This window comes from Prauserella muralis, from assembly GCF_003202285.1.
GTDB classification, from domain to species: Bacteria; Actinomycetota; Actinomycetes; order Mycobacteriales; family Pseudonocardiaceae; genus Prauserella_B; species Prauserella_B muralis.
Genome location: NZ_MASW01000002.1, coordinates 598,026 through 611,946 on the forward strand (window position 1 = coordinate 598,026; position 13,921 = coordinate 611,946).

14 protein-coding genes are annotated in these 13,921 nt (G+C 71.5%); 6 read left to right on the forward strand and 8 right to left on the reverse strand.

What is annotated here, in order from left to right; translation table 11 throughout:
• Window positions 1-20 precede the first annotated feature (20 nt).
• The 5 genes from BAY60_RS13910 to BAY60_RS13930 are packed head-to-tail and all read right to left on the reverse strand — an operon-like array spanning window position 21 to window position 5,652.
• The gene (locus tag BAY60_RS13910) at window positions 21-1,022 is read right to left on the reverse strand and encodes an ABC transporter permease (RefSeq protein ID WP_112281352.1); all 1,002 of its coding nucleotides are present in this window, start codon (window positions 1,020-1,022) and stop codon (window positions 21-23) included.
• Window positions 1,019-2,587 (reverse strand): sugar ABC transporter ATP-binding protein, encoded by a 1,569-nt coding sequence (locus tag BAY60_RS13915; RefSeq protein WP_112281353.1) that lies wholly within the window; start codon window positions 2,585-2,587, stop codon window positions 1,019-1,021. The genes BAY60_RS13910 and BAY60_RS13915 overlap by 4 nt, the downstream gene beginning before the upstream one ends.
• Window positions 2,584-3,429 (reverse strand): amidohydrolase family protein, encoded by an 846-nt coding sequence (locus tag BAY60_RS13920; protein ID WP_112281354.1) that lies wholly within the window; start codon window positions 3,427-3,429, stop codon window positions 2,584-2,586. The genes BAY60_RS13915 and BAY60_RS13920 overlap by 4 nt, the downstream gene beginning before the upstream one ends.
• The gene (locus BAY60_RS13925; RefSeq protein ID WP_245992489.1) at window positions 3,426-4,382 is read right to left on the reverse strand and encodes an aldo/keto reductase; all 957 of its coding nucleotides are present in this window, start codon (window positions 4,380-4,382) and stop codon (window positions 3,426-3,428) included. The genes BAY60_RS13920 and BAY60_RS13925 overlap by 4 nt, the downstream gene beginning before the upstream one ends.
• The gene (locus tag BAY60_RS13930; protein ID WP_112281356.1) at window positions 4,375-5,652 is read right to left on the reverse strand and encodes an L-fuconate dehydratase; all 1,278 of its coding nucleotides are present in this window, start codon (window positions 5,650-5,652) and stop codon (window positions 4,375-4,377) included. The genes BAY60_RS13925 and BAY60_RS13930 overlap by 8 nt, the downstream gene beginning before the upstream one ends.
• Before the next feature lie 165 nt (window positions 5,653-5,817).
• Here BAY60_RS13930 and BAY60_RS13935 point away from each other — a divergent pair, with 165 nt between their 5' ends.
• A complete protein-coding gene (locus BAY60_RS13935) occupies window positions 5,818-6,678 on the forward strand; it encodes a fumarylacetoacetate hydrolase family protein (protein WP_112281357.1) in 861 nt (286 codons plus the stop codon).
• Between the two features lie 3 nt (window positions 6,679-6,681).
• Entirely contained in the window at window positions 6,682-7,431 is a 750-nt protein-coding gene (locus BAY60_RS13940; protein WP_112281358.1) for an SDR family NAD(P)-dependent oxidoreductase, read from the forward strand.
• A 10-nt stretch (window positions 7,432-7,441) separates the two neighbouring features.
• On the opposite strand, the gene BAY60_RS13945 is transcribed toward BAY60_RS13940, so the two are convergent.
• The 3 genes from BAY60_RS13945 to BAY60_RS13955 all read right to left on the reverse strand — a co-directional run bounded on the left by BAY60_RS13945 (window position 7,442) and on the right by BAY60_RS13955 (window position 9,927).
• Window positions 7,442-8,125, reverse strand: coding sequence for a FadR/GntR family transcriptional regulator (locus BAY60_RS13945; protein WP_112281359.1), 684 nt, complete (start codon window positions 8,123-8,125; stop codon window positions 7,442-7,444).
• A gap of 8 nt (window positions 8,126-8,133) precedes the next feature.
• Complete coding sequence (locus BAY60_RS13950; protein ID WP_112281360.1) at window positions 8,134-8,469, reverse strand: L-rhamnose mutarotase; 336 nt, start codon at window positions 8,467-8,469, stop codon at window positions 8,134-8,136.
• Between the two features lie 99 nt (window positions 8,470-8,568).
• Window positions 8,569-9,927 (reverse strand): MFS transporter, encoded by a 1,359-nt coding sequence (locus tag BAY60_RS13955; protein ID WP_112281361.1) that lies wholly within the window; start codon window positions 9,925-9,927, stop codon window positions 8,569-8,571.
• Window positions 9,928-10,115: 188 nt separating this feature from the next.
• Between BAY60_RS13955 and BAY60_RS13960 the strand changes: the two genes are divergently transcribed.
• Genes BAY60_RS13960 through BAY60_RS13975 form a run of 4 tightly spaced genes read left to right on the forward strand, consistent with a single transcriptional unit; the run spans window position 10,116 to window position 13,799 of the window.
• Window positions 10,116-10,397: a metal-sensitive transcriptional regulator gene (locus BAY60_RS13960; RefSeq protein WP_112281362.1), complete on the forward strand. Its 282-nt coding sequence runs from the start codon at window positions 10,116-10,118 to the stop codon at window positions 10,395-10,397.
• Window positions 10,398-10,429: 32 nt separating this feature from the next.
• A complete protein-coding gene (locus BAY60_RS13965) occupies window positions 10,430-10,639 on the forward strand; it encodes a heavy-metal-associated domain-containing protein (protein ID WP_112281363.1) in 210 nt (69 codons plus the stop codon).
• A 23-nt stretch (window positions 10,640-10,662) separates the two neighbouring features.
• Window positions 10,663-11,544 (forward strand): hypothetical protein, encoded by an 882-nt coding sequence (locus tag BAY60_RS13970; RefSeq protein ID WP_112281364.1) that lies wholly within the window; start codon window positions 10,663-10,665, stop codon window positions 11,542-11,544.
• Window positions 11,541-13,799 carry a heavy metal translocating P-type ATPase gene (locus BAY60_RS13975; protein WP_112281365.1) on the forward strand — a complete coding sequence of 753 codons (2,259 nt, stop codon included), beginning with the start codon at window positions 11,541-11,543 and terminating at the stop codon, window positions 13,797-13,799. The genes BAY60_RS13970 and BAY60_RS13975 overlap by 4 nt, the downstream gene beginning before the upstream one ends.
• The last annotated feature ends 122 nt before the right edge of the window (window positions 13,800-13,921 follow it).

The window sequence follows — 13,921 nt, forward strand, 5'->3', positions numbered from 1 at the left end:
CCAGATCTCCTTTGTCCTGGTCAAGCTTCCTTCTTGCGGATGCGGTCCGTGTAGACGGCCACGAGGATCACGCAGCCGAGAATCACGTTCTGCCACTCCTGCGGGATCGACATGATCTGCAGGCCGTTGTTGAGCACCGAGATGATCAGCGCGCCGATCAGCGTGCCCACGATGGAGCCCTTGCCGCCGGACAGCGACGTGCCACCGATCACCACGGCCGCGATCGCCTGCAGCTCGTAGCCCATGCCGGTGGCGGGCTGCGCCGAGCCGAGGCGGGCCGAGATCATCACGCCGGCCAGGCCGATGAACAGCCCGGCGAAGCAGTAGATCGCGATCTTCCACCGGCGCACGTCGATGCCCGACAGCGCCGTGGCCTCCTCGTTGCTGCCGATGGAGTAGGTGTAGCGGCCGAGCACGCTCTTGGTCAGCAGCAGCCCGGCCATGAGCGCCACCGCGAGCAGGATCAGCACGGCGTTGGGGAACTCGACGCCGGGAATCAGGTTTCCGGTGGAGATGTCGGTGTAGCCGGGCACGTTGTTGAAGTAGATCGGCGCGCTGTCCGACAACACGAGCGCCAGCCCCTCGGCGACCAGCATCATGGCCAGAGTCGCGATGAACGGCGGAATCTTCAGCAGCGCCACGTTGATCCCGTTGATGAGGCCCATCAGGCCGCCGAACAGGATCGCGGCCGGAACGCCGAGCGCCAGCGGCAGGCCCAGCTTGGTGAGGAACACACCGGACATCACCGCACACAGGGCCATGCCCGTGCCGATCGAAAGGTCGATACCACCCGCGATGATCACGAACGTCGTGCCGATCGCCAGCGTGCCGATGACCACGGTGGAGAACAGGATCGCCGTGAAGTTGCCGTAGGAGAAGAAGTACGGGCTGGCGAACGAGAAGAACGCGTAGATGACGAGCAGGCTGGCGAACGCGAGCAGCTGCTGCAGCCTGCCCTTGACAGCCGTCACCAGACCGCCACCCGCCTGCTGCTCCGGCGCCGGAGCTTTGACCGCTGTCATGACTGCCCTGCCTTGTCCAGTCCGAGTTCCGCGGCATCGGCCGGGTTTTCGTCCGGCCGCAGAGTCGCGTAGTGCATGATGTTCTCCTGGGTCGCCTCGTCCGAGTCGAGCACGTGCGTGACGCGTCCCTCGCTCATCACGACGACGCGATGGGACATGCGCAGGATCTCCGGCAGCTCGGAGGAGATCATGATGATCGACTTGCCCTGGCCCGCCAGCTCGTTGAGCAGGGTGTAGATCTCCTCCTTCGCGCCGACGTCGATGCCGCGGGTGGGCTCGTCGAAGATGAGGATGTCGCAGTCCTTGGCCAGCCACTTGGCGATGACCACCTTCTGCTGGTTGCCGCCGGAGAGATGCTTGGTGGTCTGATCCAGTGACGGTGTCTTGATGCGCAACGTGTCGACGTACTCCTTCGCCCTGGCGCGGGCCGCGCCGTCCTGCACGAAACCACCCGTCGTGAACTGGTCGCGCAGCGCGGCCAGCACGACGTTGGCCTGGACGTCCTGCTCCAGCAGCAGCCCGTACCGCTTGCGGTCCTCCGACAGGTAGCCGATGCCGAGCCGGGCGGCGTCGGCCGGGTTGCCGATGCGGGCCTGCCTGCCATGGACCGTGATCGTGCCCGCGTCGAGCCTGTCGGCGCCCACCAGCGCCCTGGCCGTCTCGGTGCGACCGGCGCCCATGAGCCCGGCGAAGCCCAGGATCTCGCCGCGCCGCAGGTCGAAGCTGACGTCCTTGAGCAGCGCCTTGGTGCTCAGCCCGGTGGCGGTGAGCACCGTCTCGCGGCCGGGGCGCACGTTCTCCGGCCGCGCCTCGGTGTTGATGGCCCTGCCCACCATCAGGGAGATGACCTCCGGGGTGCTCGCCGAGGCGATCTCGCGGGTGCCGACGTACTCGCCGTCGCGGATCACCGTCACGCGGTCGGCGATGCGGCGGATCTCCTCCATGCGGTGCGAGATGTAGATGACGCCGGTGTCGGGCCGGACGAAGCGCCGGATCAGCTCGTGCAGCGTGGCCACCTCGGCGTCGTTGAGCGCCGCCGTGGGCTCGTCCATGATGAGCACCTTCGGCTCGTAGGACAGTGCCTTGGCGATCTCGACCATCTGCTGGTTGGCGACGGTGAGCGTGCCGACGACCGCCCGCGGGTCCAGCGGCAGCCGCAGCCGCTCCAGCAACGTGCGCGTGCCGGCGTTGAGCCTGCCCTCGTCGAGCATCATCCGCAGCCGCCGCGGTTCCCGCCCGATGAAGATGTTCTGCGCGACGGTGAGGTGCGGCACCAGGTTGAACTCCTGGTGGATGATGCTGATCCCCAGCTCCAGCGCCTCGCGCGGCCCCTGCGGCCGGTAGTCCTGGCCCGCCAGCCGGAACGTCCCCGAGTCGGGGACGTGAATGCCCGACAGCAGCTTCATGAGCGTGGACTTGCCCGCGCCGTTCTCGCCCACCAGCGCCAGGACCTCACCCGCGCGCAGCTCCAGCCGCATGTCGCGCAGCGCGCGCACGCCGGGGAAACTCTTGTTGACGCCCTCGACCTCGAGCAGCGGCTTCGTCATGGTCGCGACCCCCGTCATCGTGCCGGCTCCCGCACGCCGTACACCGCGTACGCCGTGCCCGAGAGCACGCGGTCCCGTTCGGCCTCGCTCAGGTCGCCGATCAGCTCGGTGGCGATTCGCCAGGCCGTGGCGTAGCCGCCGAAGGGCACCGTCATCGGCCAGTCCCCGCCGTACATCAGGCGGGCGGGTCCGAACAGTTCCAGCGCCGCCTCCCACGCCGGGCGCACGGCGTCGACGGTGAAGGGCTCGCCGGGCAGCTGGAGGCCGGAGACCTTGGCGACCGTGTTCGGCCGCCGGGCCACCTCGGCCAGCGTGGCCCGCCAGCGGTCGAAGGACTCGGTGTCGCGGGGCGGCTTGCCGAGGTGGTCCACCACGACCGTCAGCTCGGGAAGGGCCGCCGCCAGCTCCGCGACGGCGCCGAGATGGCGCGGCCAGGCATCGGGGACGTCGAACGGCAGCCCGCGCTCGGCGAGCAGCGCCAGCGACCGGCGCACGCCGGGCAGGGCGAGGAAGCCGTCACGCGGGTCGTCGTGCACGAGGTGCCGGATGCCGCGCAGCGCGGGGTGGTCGAGCCAGCTGTCCAGCTGCCGCTCGGCGGCTGCCGGGTCGTCGAGCCGGACCCATCCGACGACCCCGGCGATCCAGTCGTGCTCGGCGGCCTGCCGCAGCATGAACTCGGTGTCGGCCTCGGAGTCCTCGGCCTGCACCAGCACGGCCGCGCCGACGCCCGCCGCGGCCAGCTCGGCGTGCGCCTGCCCCGCGGTGAACGTGGCGTGCAGCGGGGTGCCCTCCGGCAGCCACGCGTAGTCGCTGACCGTGAGGTCCCACAGGTGCAGGTGGGTATCCACAATGGACGTCATGGCCGGGTCAGTCCCTTGTCTCGCAACGCCGCCCACAGCTCGTCGGGGATCGGCGTGTTCAGGCGGCGGTGGTTCTGCCGGATCTCGCCCGCCGAGGCCGCGCCCACCACGACGGTGCGCACCATCGGCTCGCGCAGCGGGTAGTGCAGGGCGGCGGCGGGCAGTTCGACACCGAACCCCGCGCAGACGCCCGCGAGCACGCGGGCCTTGGCCAGCACGTCGGCGGGCACCGTGCCGTACTCGTACCTGCCGTCCTCGCGGGGTTCCGGCGAGGCGAGCAGGCCGGAGTTGAACACGCCCGCGGCGGCGATGCCGATGCCGCGCACGCGGCACTCCGGCACGAGCTCGTCCAGCGCGGGCTGTTCGAGCAGGGTCAACCGGCCCGCGACCATGAGCAGGTCCGGCACACCGGACCGCGCGGCGGCCAGCAGGGCGGGCACCGACTTGGAGCCGACACCCACCGCCGTCACCACGCCCTCCTCGCGCAGCGCGGCCACGGCGGGCAACCCGGAGGCCAGCGCGGGCCCGGTGTCGTGCTCGTCCGGGTCGTGCAGGTAGAGCACGTCGACGGAATCCAGGCCCAGCCGCTCCAGCGACTCGGCGAGCCCGCGACGGACGCCCTCCGCGGAGAAGTCCCACACCCGCCGGTGGTCGGCGGGCACGGCGAAGCCGTTGGCGTCGTCGCCGCGCCCCGCGCCCGCCGGGTCGGGCACCAGCCGCCTGCCGACCTTGGTGGACACGACGTACTCGCCACGCGGCTTGCCCGCGAGAAACGCGCCGAGGCGGCGCTCCGCGAGCCCGAGGCCGTAGTGCGGCGCCGTGTCGAAGTAACGGACACCGAGTTCCCACGCGGCCTCCAGCACGGCGTGGGCCTGCTCGTCGCTGATCGGCCGGTAGAGGTTGCCCAGGCTCGCCGTGCCCAGGGAAAGCCGCCCGAGCACCGGGCTAGCCACGGGAGTACTCCGCGATGGAGGCAGGCAGCATCTCGGTGCCCGCGCCGGGCGCCTTCGGGGCGTGGTAGCGCCCGTCGTGCACGTCGACCGGCGTGACGAAGTGCTCGTGCAGGTGGTCCACGAACTCGATCACCCTGCCCTCGGTGCTGCCCGACACGGCCACGAAGTCGAACATCGCCAGGTGCTGCACCGCCTCGCACAGCCCGACACCGCCCGCGTGCGGGCACACCGGCACCCCGAACTTGGCCGCCAGCAACAGGATCGCGATGTTCTCGTTGACCCCGGCCACGCGCGTGGCGTCGAGCTGCAGGATGTGCAGCGCCCCGGCCTGCAGGAACTGCTTGAACAGCACCCGGTTGGCGACGTGCTCGCCGGTGGCCACCGGCATCGGCGCCACGGCCCTGGCGATGGCGGCGTGCCCGAGCACGTCGTCGGGGCTCGTCGGCTCCTCGATCCAGGCAAGGTCGAACGGCGCGAGCGCCTCCAGCCAGTGGATGGCCTCCGCGACGTCCCAGCGCTGGTTGGCGTCGACGGCGATGCGGATGTCCGGGCCGCACACGTCGCGGGCGATGCCGAGCCTGCGCACGTCGTCGTCGAGGTTGCCGCCGACCTTGAGCTTGACGAGGGTGAAGCCCTCCTCGACCGCCTCGCGGCACAGCCGTGCGAGCTTGCCGTCGTCGTAGCCGAGCCAGCCCGGTGTCGTCGTGTAGGCGGGGTAGCCGTCCCGCAGCAGCTCCGCCTCGCGCTCGGCGCGGCCCGGCTCGGCGGCGCGCAGGATCTCCAGCGCCTCGTCGCGGGTCAGCGCGTCGGTGAGGTAGCGGAAGTCGACGAGGTCGACGATCTGCTCGGGGGTCATCGACGCCAGCAGCTGCCACAGCGGCTTGCCCGCCCGCTTCGCCTTGAGGTCCCACAGGGCGTTCACCGCGGCACCGATGGCCATGTGCATGATGCCCTTCTCGGGGCCCAGCCAGCGCAGCTGCGAGTCGTGCACCAGCTCGCGCCACACGCCGCCGAGGTCGCCGAGCACCTCCTCGACGTCGCGGCCGACGAGGTGCTCCTCCAGCGCGGCGAACGCGGCGACCTGGACGTCGTTGCCGCGGCCGATCGTGAAGACGAAGCCGTGGCCTTCCAGCCCGTCGCCTGCGTCGGTGCGCACCCGCACGTAGCCGGCCGAGTAGTCGGGGTCGGGGTTCATGGCGTCCGACCCGTCCAACGACTGGGATGTCGGAAACCGCACGTCATGGGTCTGCAGGGCAACGATGCGCGCCACGAACCAGCTCCTGTCGGTATGGTCTAGGTCACTGCTGAGCGGAACCCTAGACATCGGATGTATTTCGCGTCAAGGTGGGTTCTGCCGCCATGCTGGTCGCCGCGGGCGCGGATGATCTACAGTCGCCGCGGCGCAGACACCCGATCACTCGACGAGGAGCATGCTGTGAAGCTCGCCCGGCTCGGACCCGGCGGCGCCGAGAGGCCCGCCCTGCTCGACGGCTCGACGACCTACGACCTGAGCGGCCTCACCGGCGACATCGACGGCGGGTTCCTCGCCGCGGGCGGGATCGACGCCGCGCGGCGCGCGCTGGCGGCCGGTGAGCTTCAGGAGCTGGCGGGAGCGGACACGCTGCGGGTGGGTGCGCCGATCGCGCGGCCCAGTGCGGTGATCTGCGTCGGCATGAACTACGCCGCCCACGCCGCCGAATCCGGCTCGGCGCCGCCGGAGGTGCCGATCCTGTTCCTGAAGACTCCCAACACGGTGGTGGGCCCGCACGACGCGGTGACCATCCCGCCCGGCAGCGAGCGCACGGACTGGGAGGTGGAGCTCGGCATCGTCATCGGTGCGCGCACCGCGTACCTGGACTCCGCCGAGGACAGCATGGCCCGGGTGGCGGGCTTCGTCGTCGGCAACGACGTCTCCGAGCGGCAGTTCCAGCTCGTCGACTCGGGCGGGCAGTGGAGCAAGGGCAAGTGCGCGCCCGGGTTCAACCCGCTCGGGCCGTGGCTGGTGACCCCGGACGAGGTGAACCACGCCGACCTGCGGCTGCGCAGCTGGGTCAACGGCGAGCCCCGGCAGGACTCGACGACGGCCGACCTGATCTTCGGCGTCGAGCACCTCGTGTGGCACGTCAGCCAGTACCTGACGCTCGAGCCGGGTGATCTGATCATGACGGGCACGCCGCAGGGCGTTGCGCTGTCCGGGAAGTTCCCGTACCTCAAGCCGGGCGACGTGGTGGAGCTGGAGATCGAGGGCCTCGGCCGCCAGCGCCAGGAGTTCGTGGCGTACGAGAAAGGCGCGTGAGGCATGGCGGAGTTCGACGGTCTGGTCGCGGCGGTGACCGGAGGGGCGTCCGGGATCGGGGCCGCCGTCGCGGCAGAGCTCGCCGAGCGCGGCGCGGCGGTGGCCGCACTGGACGTCAACGAGGTGAGCGCGGGCGGCGTCGCCGGGATACGGGCCGACGTCACCGACGACGCCTCGGTGCGCCGCGCGATCGAGACGGTCGCCGAACGCTTCGGAGGGCTGGACATCCTCGTCAACAACGCGGGCATCGGCGCGCAGGGCACGGTCGCCGACAACGACGACGCCGAATGGCACCGGGTGCTCGACGTCAACGTGCTCGGGATGGTGCGCACGACGCGCGCGGCGTTGCCGTACCTGCGGCGCTCGGCGTCGGCCGCCATCGTCAACGTCGGTTCGATCGCCGCGACGGCAGGGCTGCCGCAGCGGGCGCTGTACAGCGCGTCGAAGGGCGCGGTGCTGGCGCTGTCGCGGGCGATGGCCGCCGACCACCTGCCCGAGGGGATCCGCGTCAACTGCGTCAACCCCGGAACCGCGGACACACCGTGGATCGGCAGGCTGCTCGACCGGGCCGACGACCCTGCCGCCGAGCGCGCGGCGCTGGAGGCCAGGCAGCCCCACGGCAGGCTCGTCTCGCCGGCCGAGATCGCCCACGCGGTGGTCTATCTCGCCAGCCCGCTGGCCGCCTCGACCAGCGGCGTCGGTCTCGCCGTGGACGGCGGCATGCAGGACCTGCGCCTGCGCCCCCGCGGCTGAGCGTTGCCGCTCAGACGTTGTCGACCAGTGTCTGGCGGATCCACTGCTCGACGCCGGCGATGTGCACGGTGGCCCACGCGCGGGCGACCTCGCCCTGGCCCGCGGCCAGTGCCTGCTGAATAGCCCGGTGCTCGGAGAGGGTGCGCTGCACGGCGGCCTCCTGCGTGATGCCGCGCCAGGTCCGGGCCCGCTGGGTGCGGCCCGACACGCTCTCCACGAGCGAGGACAGCACCTGGTTGCCCGAACCGACCGCGATCCGGCGGTGGAACTCCAGGTCGTTGGCCACCAGCTCGTCGACAGTGGGGTTCTCGCCGAGCGCGTCCAGCAGGTCCGCAAGGCCGGCGATGTCCTCTTTGGACATCTTTTCGGCGGCCATGGCCGTGGCCGCGGGCTCGATGATGCGGCGGGCCTCCAGGAACTGCAGCACGGTGTCGTCGCGATGGAAGTCGACCACGAAGCCCATGGCGTCCATCAGCAGCGACGGTTCCAGGCTCGTCACGTACGTGCCGTCGCCCTGCCGGACGTCGAGCACGTGGATCAGCGACAGCGCCCGGACGGCCTCGCGCAGCGAGTTGCGGGACAGGCCGAGCCGCTCGGCCAGGTCGGGTTCGCGCGGCAGCCGGTCGCCGGGGCGCAGTTCGCCGTCGACGATCATCTGCTTGATCGCCTCGATGGCGTCGTCGGTGACGGACATGGTGCTCCTCAGCGTTCCTGGCGGGCAAGCTGGCCTGCGAGGCTCCAGAGCAGGGGTATGCCCTCGTCCTCGCCCGAGTAGTCGTCGGCCTTCGCGTGCATCGGGGCGACGGTCGCCTGCCAGCGTATGTTGGCCGGGTGGTCGCGCAGCGCGTGCCGCATCGCCGGATAGTCGTCGACGTCGATGAGGTGGAACAGGTGGGTCCCGTCCCGCCAGATCCGCCAGTCGCGCACGCCGTGCTCGGCCAGCGCCGCGGCGACATCGGAGGGGATGGTCTCGTGCACAGCCTCGTAGTCGAGCTCGCGCCCCTCCTGCAAGACCGTGTGCAGCGCGATCTGCGGCATCGCTGATCCTTCCTCTTCCGGAGGCGTCAGGATACATCGGATCTTTGCTGGAGGGGCGCGGCTCGACACGCCGGACGCACAGGCTGTTACAGCACGGTGTCACCGCCTGGCTTCCCTGCCGAGGGCCGCACTCGTGATGAGCGCGCCCGCCGCGGCGATTCCGGCCGCCGCGAGAAACGCGCCGGACAGCCCGGTGGTGAACGCGGTCACCGTGGCGAGGCCGAGCGCCGAGCCGACCTGATAGCTGGTGTTGACGATGCCGGAGGCCAGGCCGCCCTCCTCCGGGCGCGCGCTCGAGATCGCCGTGCCGAGCGAGGGCACGAACGCCAGCGCCATGCCCAGCGCGGCGACCAGCGACGCGGGAAGCACGTCCACCCAGTAGGTTCCGGCGTCGCGTGCGGTCGCCAGCCAAACCAGGCCCAGTGCCAGCACCACCAGGCCCGCCACCACCAGCCGCTTGGCGCCGAACGTGGCCATGAGCCGAGGCGCGACCGCGATCATGACCACCATGATGACCGTGGTCATGGGCAGCAGGGCGGATCCGCTCTCGAACGCACCGAGGCCGAGCACCTGCTGCAGGTAGAGGTTGAGGAAGAACCACATCGGGATCCACGCCGCGCCGAGCAGGAACTGGGCGACGTTGGCCGCGCCCAGGTTCGGCGTGCGGAAGATGCCCAGCCTGACCAGCGGGTTGCGCCGCCTCGCCTGGAGACCGACGAACGCGGTCAGCAGCGCGGCGCCCGCGAGCAGCGTCAGCACCGTCTCCACCGATCCCCAGCCCGCCTCGGGCGCGCGGACGATCGCGAACACGGTCACGGCGAGTCCGGCCGTGACGCTGGCCGCGCCGAGCAGGTCCGTGCCGCCGCGCCGGGCCCTGCCCGCGGGCATGAGGGCCGGGGTCGCGGCCAGGGCCGCCAGCGCGATCGGAACGTTGATGTAGAACACCCAGGGCCAGCTGAGGTACTCGGTGAGCACGCCGCCCAGGAACACACCCGCGGTACCCCCCGCGGGTGCCGCCGCGCCGTACAGGGACAGCGCCTTGGTCAGCTCACGGGGCTCGCCGCCGAAGAGCATCATCAGCAGGGTCAGCGCGGAGGGGGCGATGAGCGCCGCGCCGACGCCCTGCACCGCGCGGCCGGTGAGCTCCACCCAGACGTGCCCTGCCGCTCCGGCCACCACCGACCCGGCCAGCAGCACGGCCCAGCCTGCCGCGAACACCCTGCGTGCGCCCAGCAGATCCGAGATCCTGCCGCCGAGCAGCAGCAGCCCGCCGAAGGCGACGACGTACGCATTGAACACCCAGGAGAGGTTCTCCTGCGAGAAGCCGAGATCGGTCTGGATGCGGGGAAGCGCGACGCCGATGATCGACGTGTCCATGATGACCATGAACTGCGCCGCGGCGATGAGCCCGAGCGCCCACCATCGGCGCGTGCCTGCCCGCTGTTCCGTTGTCGACATCATTACTCCATACCTGTAGGGGGTATATGGCGATGGCGAACCTAGCAGGCGGGTGCGCGCCGCGCCAGTGTTGACTGCCTTACCCCCGTAGGGTATAAATCGCGATGCCGGAGCCGCGCCGTCCCCGACCGATACGGGTAGGGGGTAAAATCGGCACCAGGTTCCGGCAGCAGCAAGGGAGACAGGCCATGCGGGGATACACCGGAGACAAGGACGCCTACCTCAAGCGGCTGCGCCGCGTCGAGGGGCAGATCCGCGGACTGCAGCGGATGGTCGAGAACGACGAGTACTGCATCGACGTGCTCACCCAGATCGCCGCGGCCACCAAGGCGCTGCAGGCGGTGTCCCTCGGGCTGATGGACGAGCACCTCAAACACTGTGTCGCCGAGGCCCTGGCCGAGGGCGGCCAGAACGCCGAGGAGAAGGTGCGCGAGGCCAGCGAGGCCATCGCGCGGCTCGTCCGCTCCTGACGTACCGACCCACCACGACGAGAGGAATTCCGATGGCTGAGACGACGACCTACACCGTGACCGGCATGACCTGCGAGCACTGCGTGCGCTCGGTGACCGAGGAGGTCGGCGCCATCGAGGGCGTCACCGACGTCGCGGTCGACCTGCCGACGGGCAAGGTCACCGTCACCAGCACCCGGGAGATCGGCGCCGAGCACGTGCGGGCGGCGGTCGAAGAGGCCGGCTACGAGCTGGCCGCCTAGCAGCGGACGCGATGTGACCTGACATGAACACAGCAGCGAAGCTCTCCGCCTACGGTGTGGCGCTCGCCCTCGTCGCCGGTGGCGCGTGGGCGATCGGCAACGCTGTCGGTCCCCTCACCAGCACCGCTGGTGCGCCCGGCCCCGAGGTCGCCGGGCACGCGGAGGAGGACACCCACAGCGGCACCGTCGCGGAGGCCGAGCACGTCGACGAGCCCGCGGGGCTCGCGTCGTCCAGGGGCGGCTACACCCTCACGCCCACCAGTACGACGCTGCCCACGGGCACCACCGCGGACTTCTCCTTCCGCATCGTCGGACCGGACGGCCACCCGGTGACCCGGTTCGAGGTCGAGCACGAGAAGCGGATGCACCTCATCGTCGTGCGCCGGGACGCCGCGTTCTTCCGGCACGTGCATCCCACGATGTCCGCCGACGGCACCTGGACGGTGCCGCTGACGGTCGCCGAGGCGGGCAGCTACCGCGCCTTCGCCGACTTCGCGCCCGCCGGGGGCGAGCCGACGACACTGGGCGTCGACCTGGCCGCGCAGGGCGAGTTCCGGCCCGTCGGCCACGAGCCGTCGCGCGTGGACGAGGTCGACGGTTACCGGGTACGTCTCGACGGCGATCTGGTGGCCGGTCGGACCTCGCCGGTGACGCTGAGCGTCAGCAGGGACGGCAGGCCGGTCACCGACCTGCAGCCCTATCTCGGCGCCGACGGCCACCTCGTCGCCCTGCGCACGGGCGACCTGGCCTACCTGCACGTCCACCCCGGCGAGCAGACGGGCGGGCCGCGGATCCGGTTCCTCGCCGAGGTGCCCTCGGCGGGTACCTACCGGCTGTTCCTGGACTTCCAGCACGACGGAGAGGTCCACACGGCCGCGTTCACGGTGGAAGGAGAGCACTCATGACCTCCGGCATCGGCAGCAGGCCGGTCGCGCAACGCGAGATCGAGCTCGACATCACCGGCATGACGTGCGCGTCCTGCGCCACGCGCATCGAGCGCAAGCTCAACAAGCTCGACGGCGTCAGCGCGACGGTCAACTACGCCACCGAGAAGGCCAAGGTCACCTACGGCGAGGAGGTCCGGCCCGAACAGCTGCTGGAGACCGTGGAGGCAGCGGGCTACGCGGCCACGCTGCCGCCCGAACCCACCGACGAGGCGGGCGCCGGCGGCGAGGAGCCGTCCGGGGCCGACGACCCGGCCCGTTCCCTGCGGCACCGGCTGATCGGCGCGGCGGTGTTGTCCGTGCCCGTCATCGCGCTGGCGATGATCCCGGCCCTGCAGTTCGACTACTGGCAGTGGATCTCCCTCACTCTCGCCGCGCCCGTCGTGGCGTGGGCGGGCTGGCCGTTCCACCGGGCCGCGTGGGTCAACCTGCGGCACGGTGCCGCGACGATGGACACGCTCGTCTCGATGGGCACGCTCGCCGCGTTCGGCTGGTCGGTGTACGCGCTGCTGTTCGGCGGCGCGGGCATGCCCGGCATGAAGCACCCGTTCGAGCTGACCATCGAGCGGATGAGCGGCAGCGCCAGCATCTACCTCGAGGTCGCGGCGGGCGTCACCACGTTCCTGCTCGCGGGCCGCTACTTCGAGGCCCGCGCCAAACGGCGGGCGGGCGCGGCCCTGCGCGCGCTGCTGGAGCTGGGCGCGAAGGAGGTGGCCGTGCTGCGCGGGGGCATCGAGCAGCGGGTGCCCATCGGCAGCCTCGCCGTCGGCGACGTCTTCGTCGTCCGGCCCGGCGAGAAGATCGCCACCGACGGCGTCGTCGAGGAGGGCAGCTCGGCGGTGGACGCGAGCATGCTCACCGGTGAGTCGGTGCCCGTCGAGGTCGCCCCCGGCGACACGGTGGTGGGCGCGACGGTCAACGCGGGCGGCCGGCTCCTGGTGCGGGCCACCCGCGTCGGCTCGGACACGCAGCTGGCGCAGATGGCCCGGCTGGTCGAGGAGGCGCAGACCGGCAAGGCCGAGGTGCAGCGCCTCGCCGACCGGGTGTCGGCGGTGTTCGTGCCCATCGTCATCGCGCTGGCCGTCGGCACGCTCGCATTCTGGCTCGGCTCCGGCGGGGCGGCGTCGGCGGCGTTCACGGCCGCCGTCGCCGTGCTCATCATCGCCTGCCCGTGCGCGCTCGGCCTTGCCACGCCGACGGCGCTGCTCGTGGGAACCGGCCGCGGCGCCCAGCTGGGCATCCTCATCAAGGGGCCGGAGGTGCTGGAGTCGACCCGCCGCGTCGACACCGTCGTGCTCGACAAGACCGGCACCGTCACCACCGGCACGATGACGCTGACCGGGGTCCACGTGGCCGAGGGTGTCGACGAGGCCACGGCACTGCGGCTGGCCGGAGCGCTGGAGAACGCCTCCGAGCACCCGATCGCGCGGGCCATCGCCCAGGGCGCCCGGGAGCGCGTCGGCGCGTTGCCGGAGGCCGAGGGCTTCACCAACGTGGAGGGTCTTGGCGTGCACGGCGTCGTCGAAGGGCACGCCGTGCTCGCCGGGCGGACGGCGCTGCTGGAACAGTGGAGCCAGCGGCTGCCCGCCGGGCTCGCCGAGGCCAAGGCGGCCGAGGAGGCCAAGGGCTTCACGGCCGTCGCGGTCGGCTGGGACGGTGAGGCCAGGGCCGTGCTCGTGGTCGCCGACGCCGTCAAACCCACCTCGGCCGAGGCGGTGCGCAGGCTCCGGGAGCTCGGGCTCACCCCCGTGCTGCTCACCGGCGACAACGAGGCGGTCGCGCGCACCGTGGCGGCGGAGGTCGGCATCGACGAGGTCATCGCCGAGGTGCTGCCGAAGGACAAGGTGGACGTGGTCAAGCGCCTGCAGTCCGAGGGCAGGGCGGTGGCGATGGTCGGCGACGGGGTCAACGACGCCGCCGCGCTCGCCCAGGCCGACCTCGGCCTGGCGATGGGCACCGGCACCGACGTGGCCATCGAGGCGGGTGACCTGACGCTCGTGCGCGGTGACCTGCGTGCCGCGGCCGACGCCATCCGGCTGTCGCGACGGACGCTGCGCACCATCAAGGGAAACCTGTTCTGGGCGTTCGCCTACAACGTCGCCGCACTGCCGCTGGCGGCCGCGGGGCTGCTCAACCCGATGCTCGCCGGCGCCGCGATGGCGTTCAGCTCGGTGTTCGTCGTGAGCAACAGCCTTCGGTTGCGCCGGTTCCGCTAGCCCGCACAGGCGGTGGACGTGAGCCGCCCGCGCTCCCTGACCCCGGGGGCGCGGGCGGCTGTCGTTCGTGCGCGGGCGCTGGCGGCAGATCGTTGGTTGCACTAACGTTGGCGCTACCAACG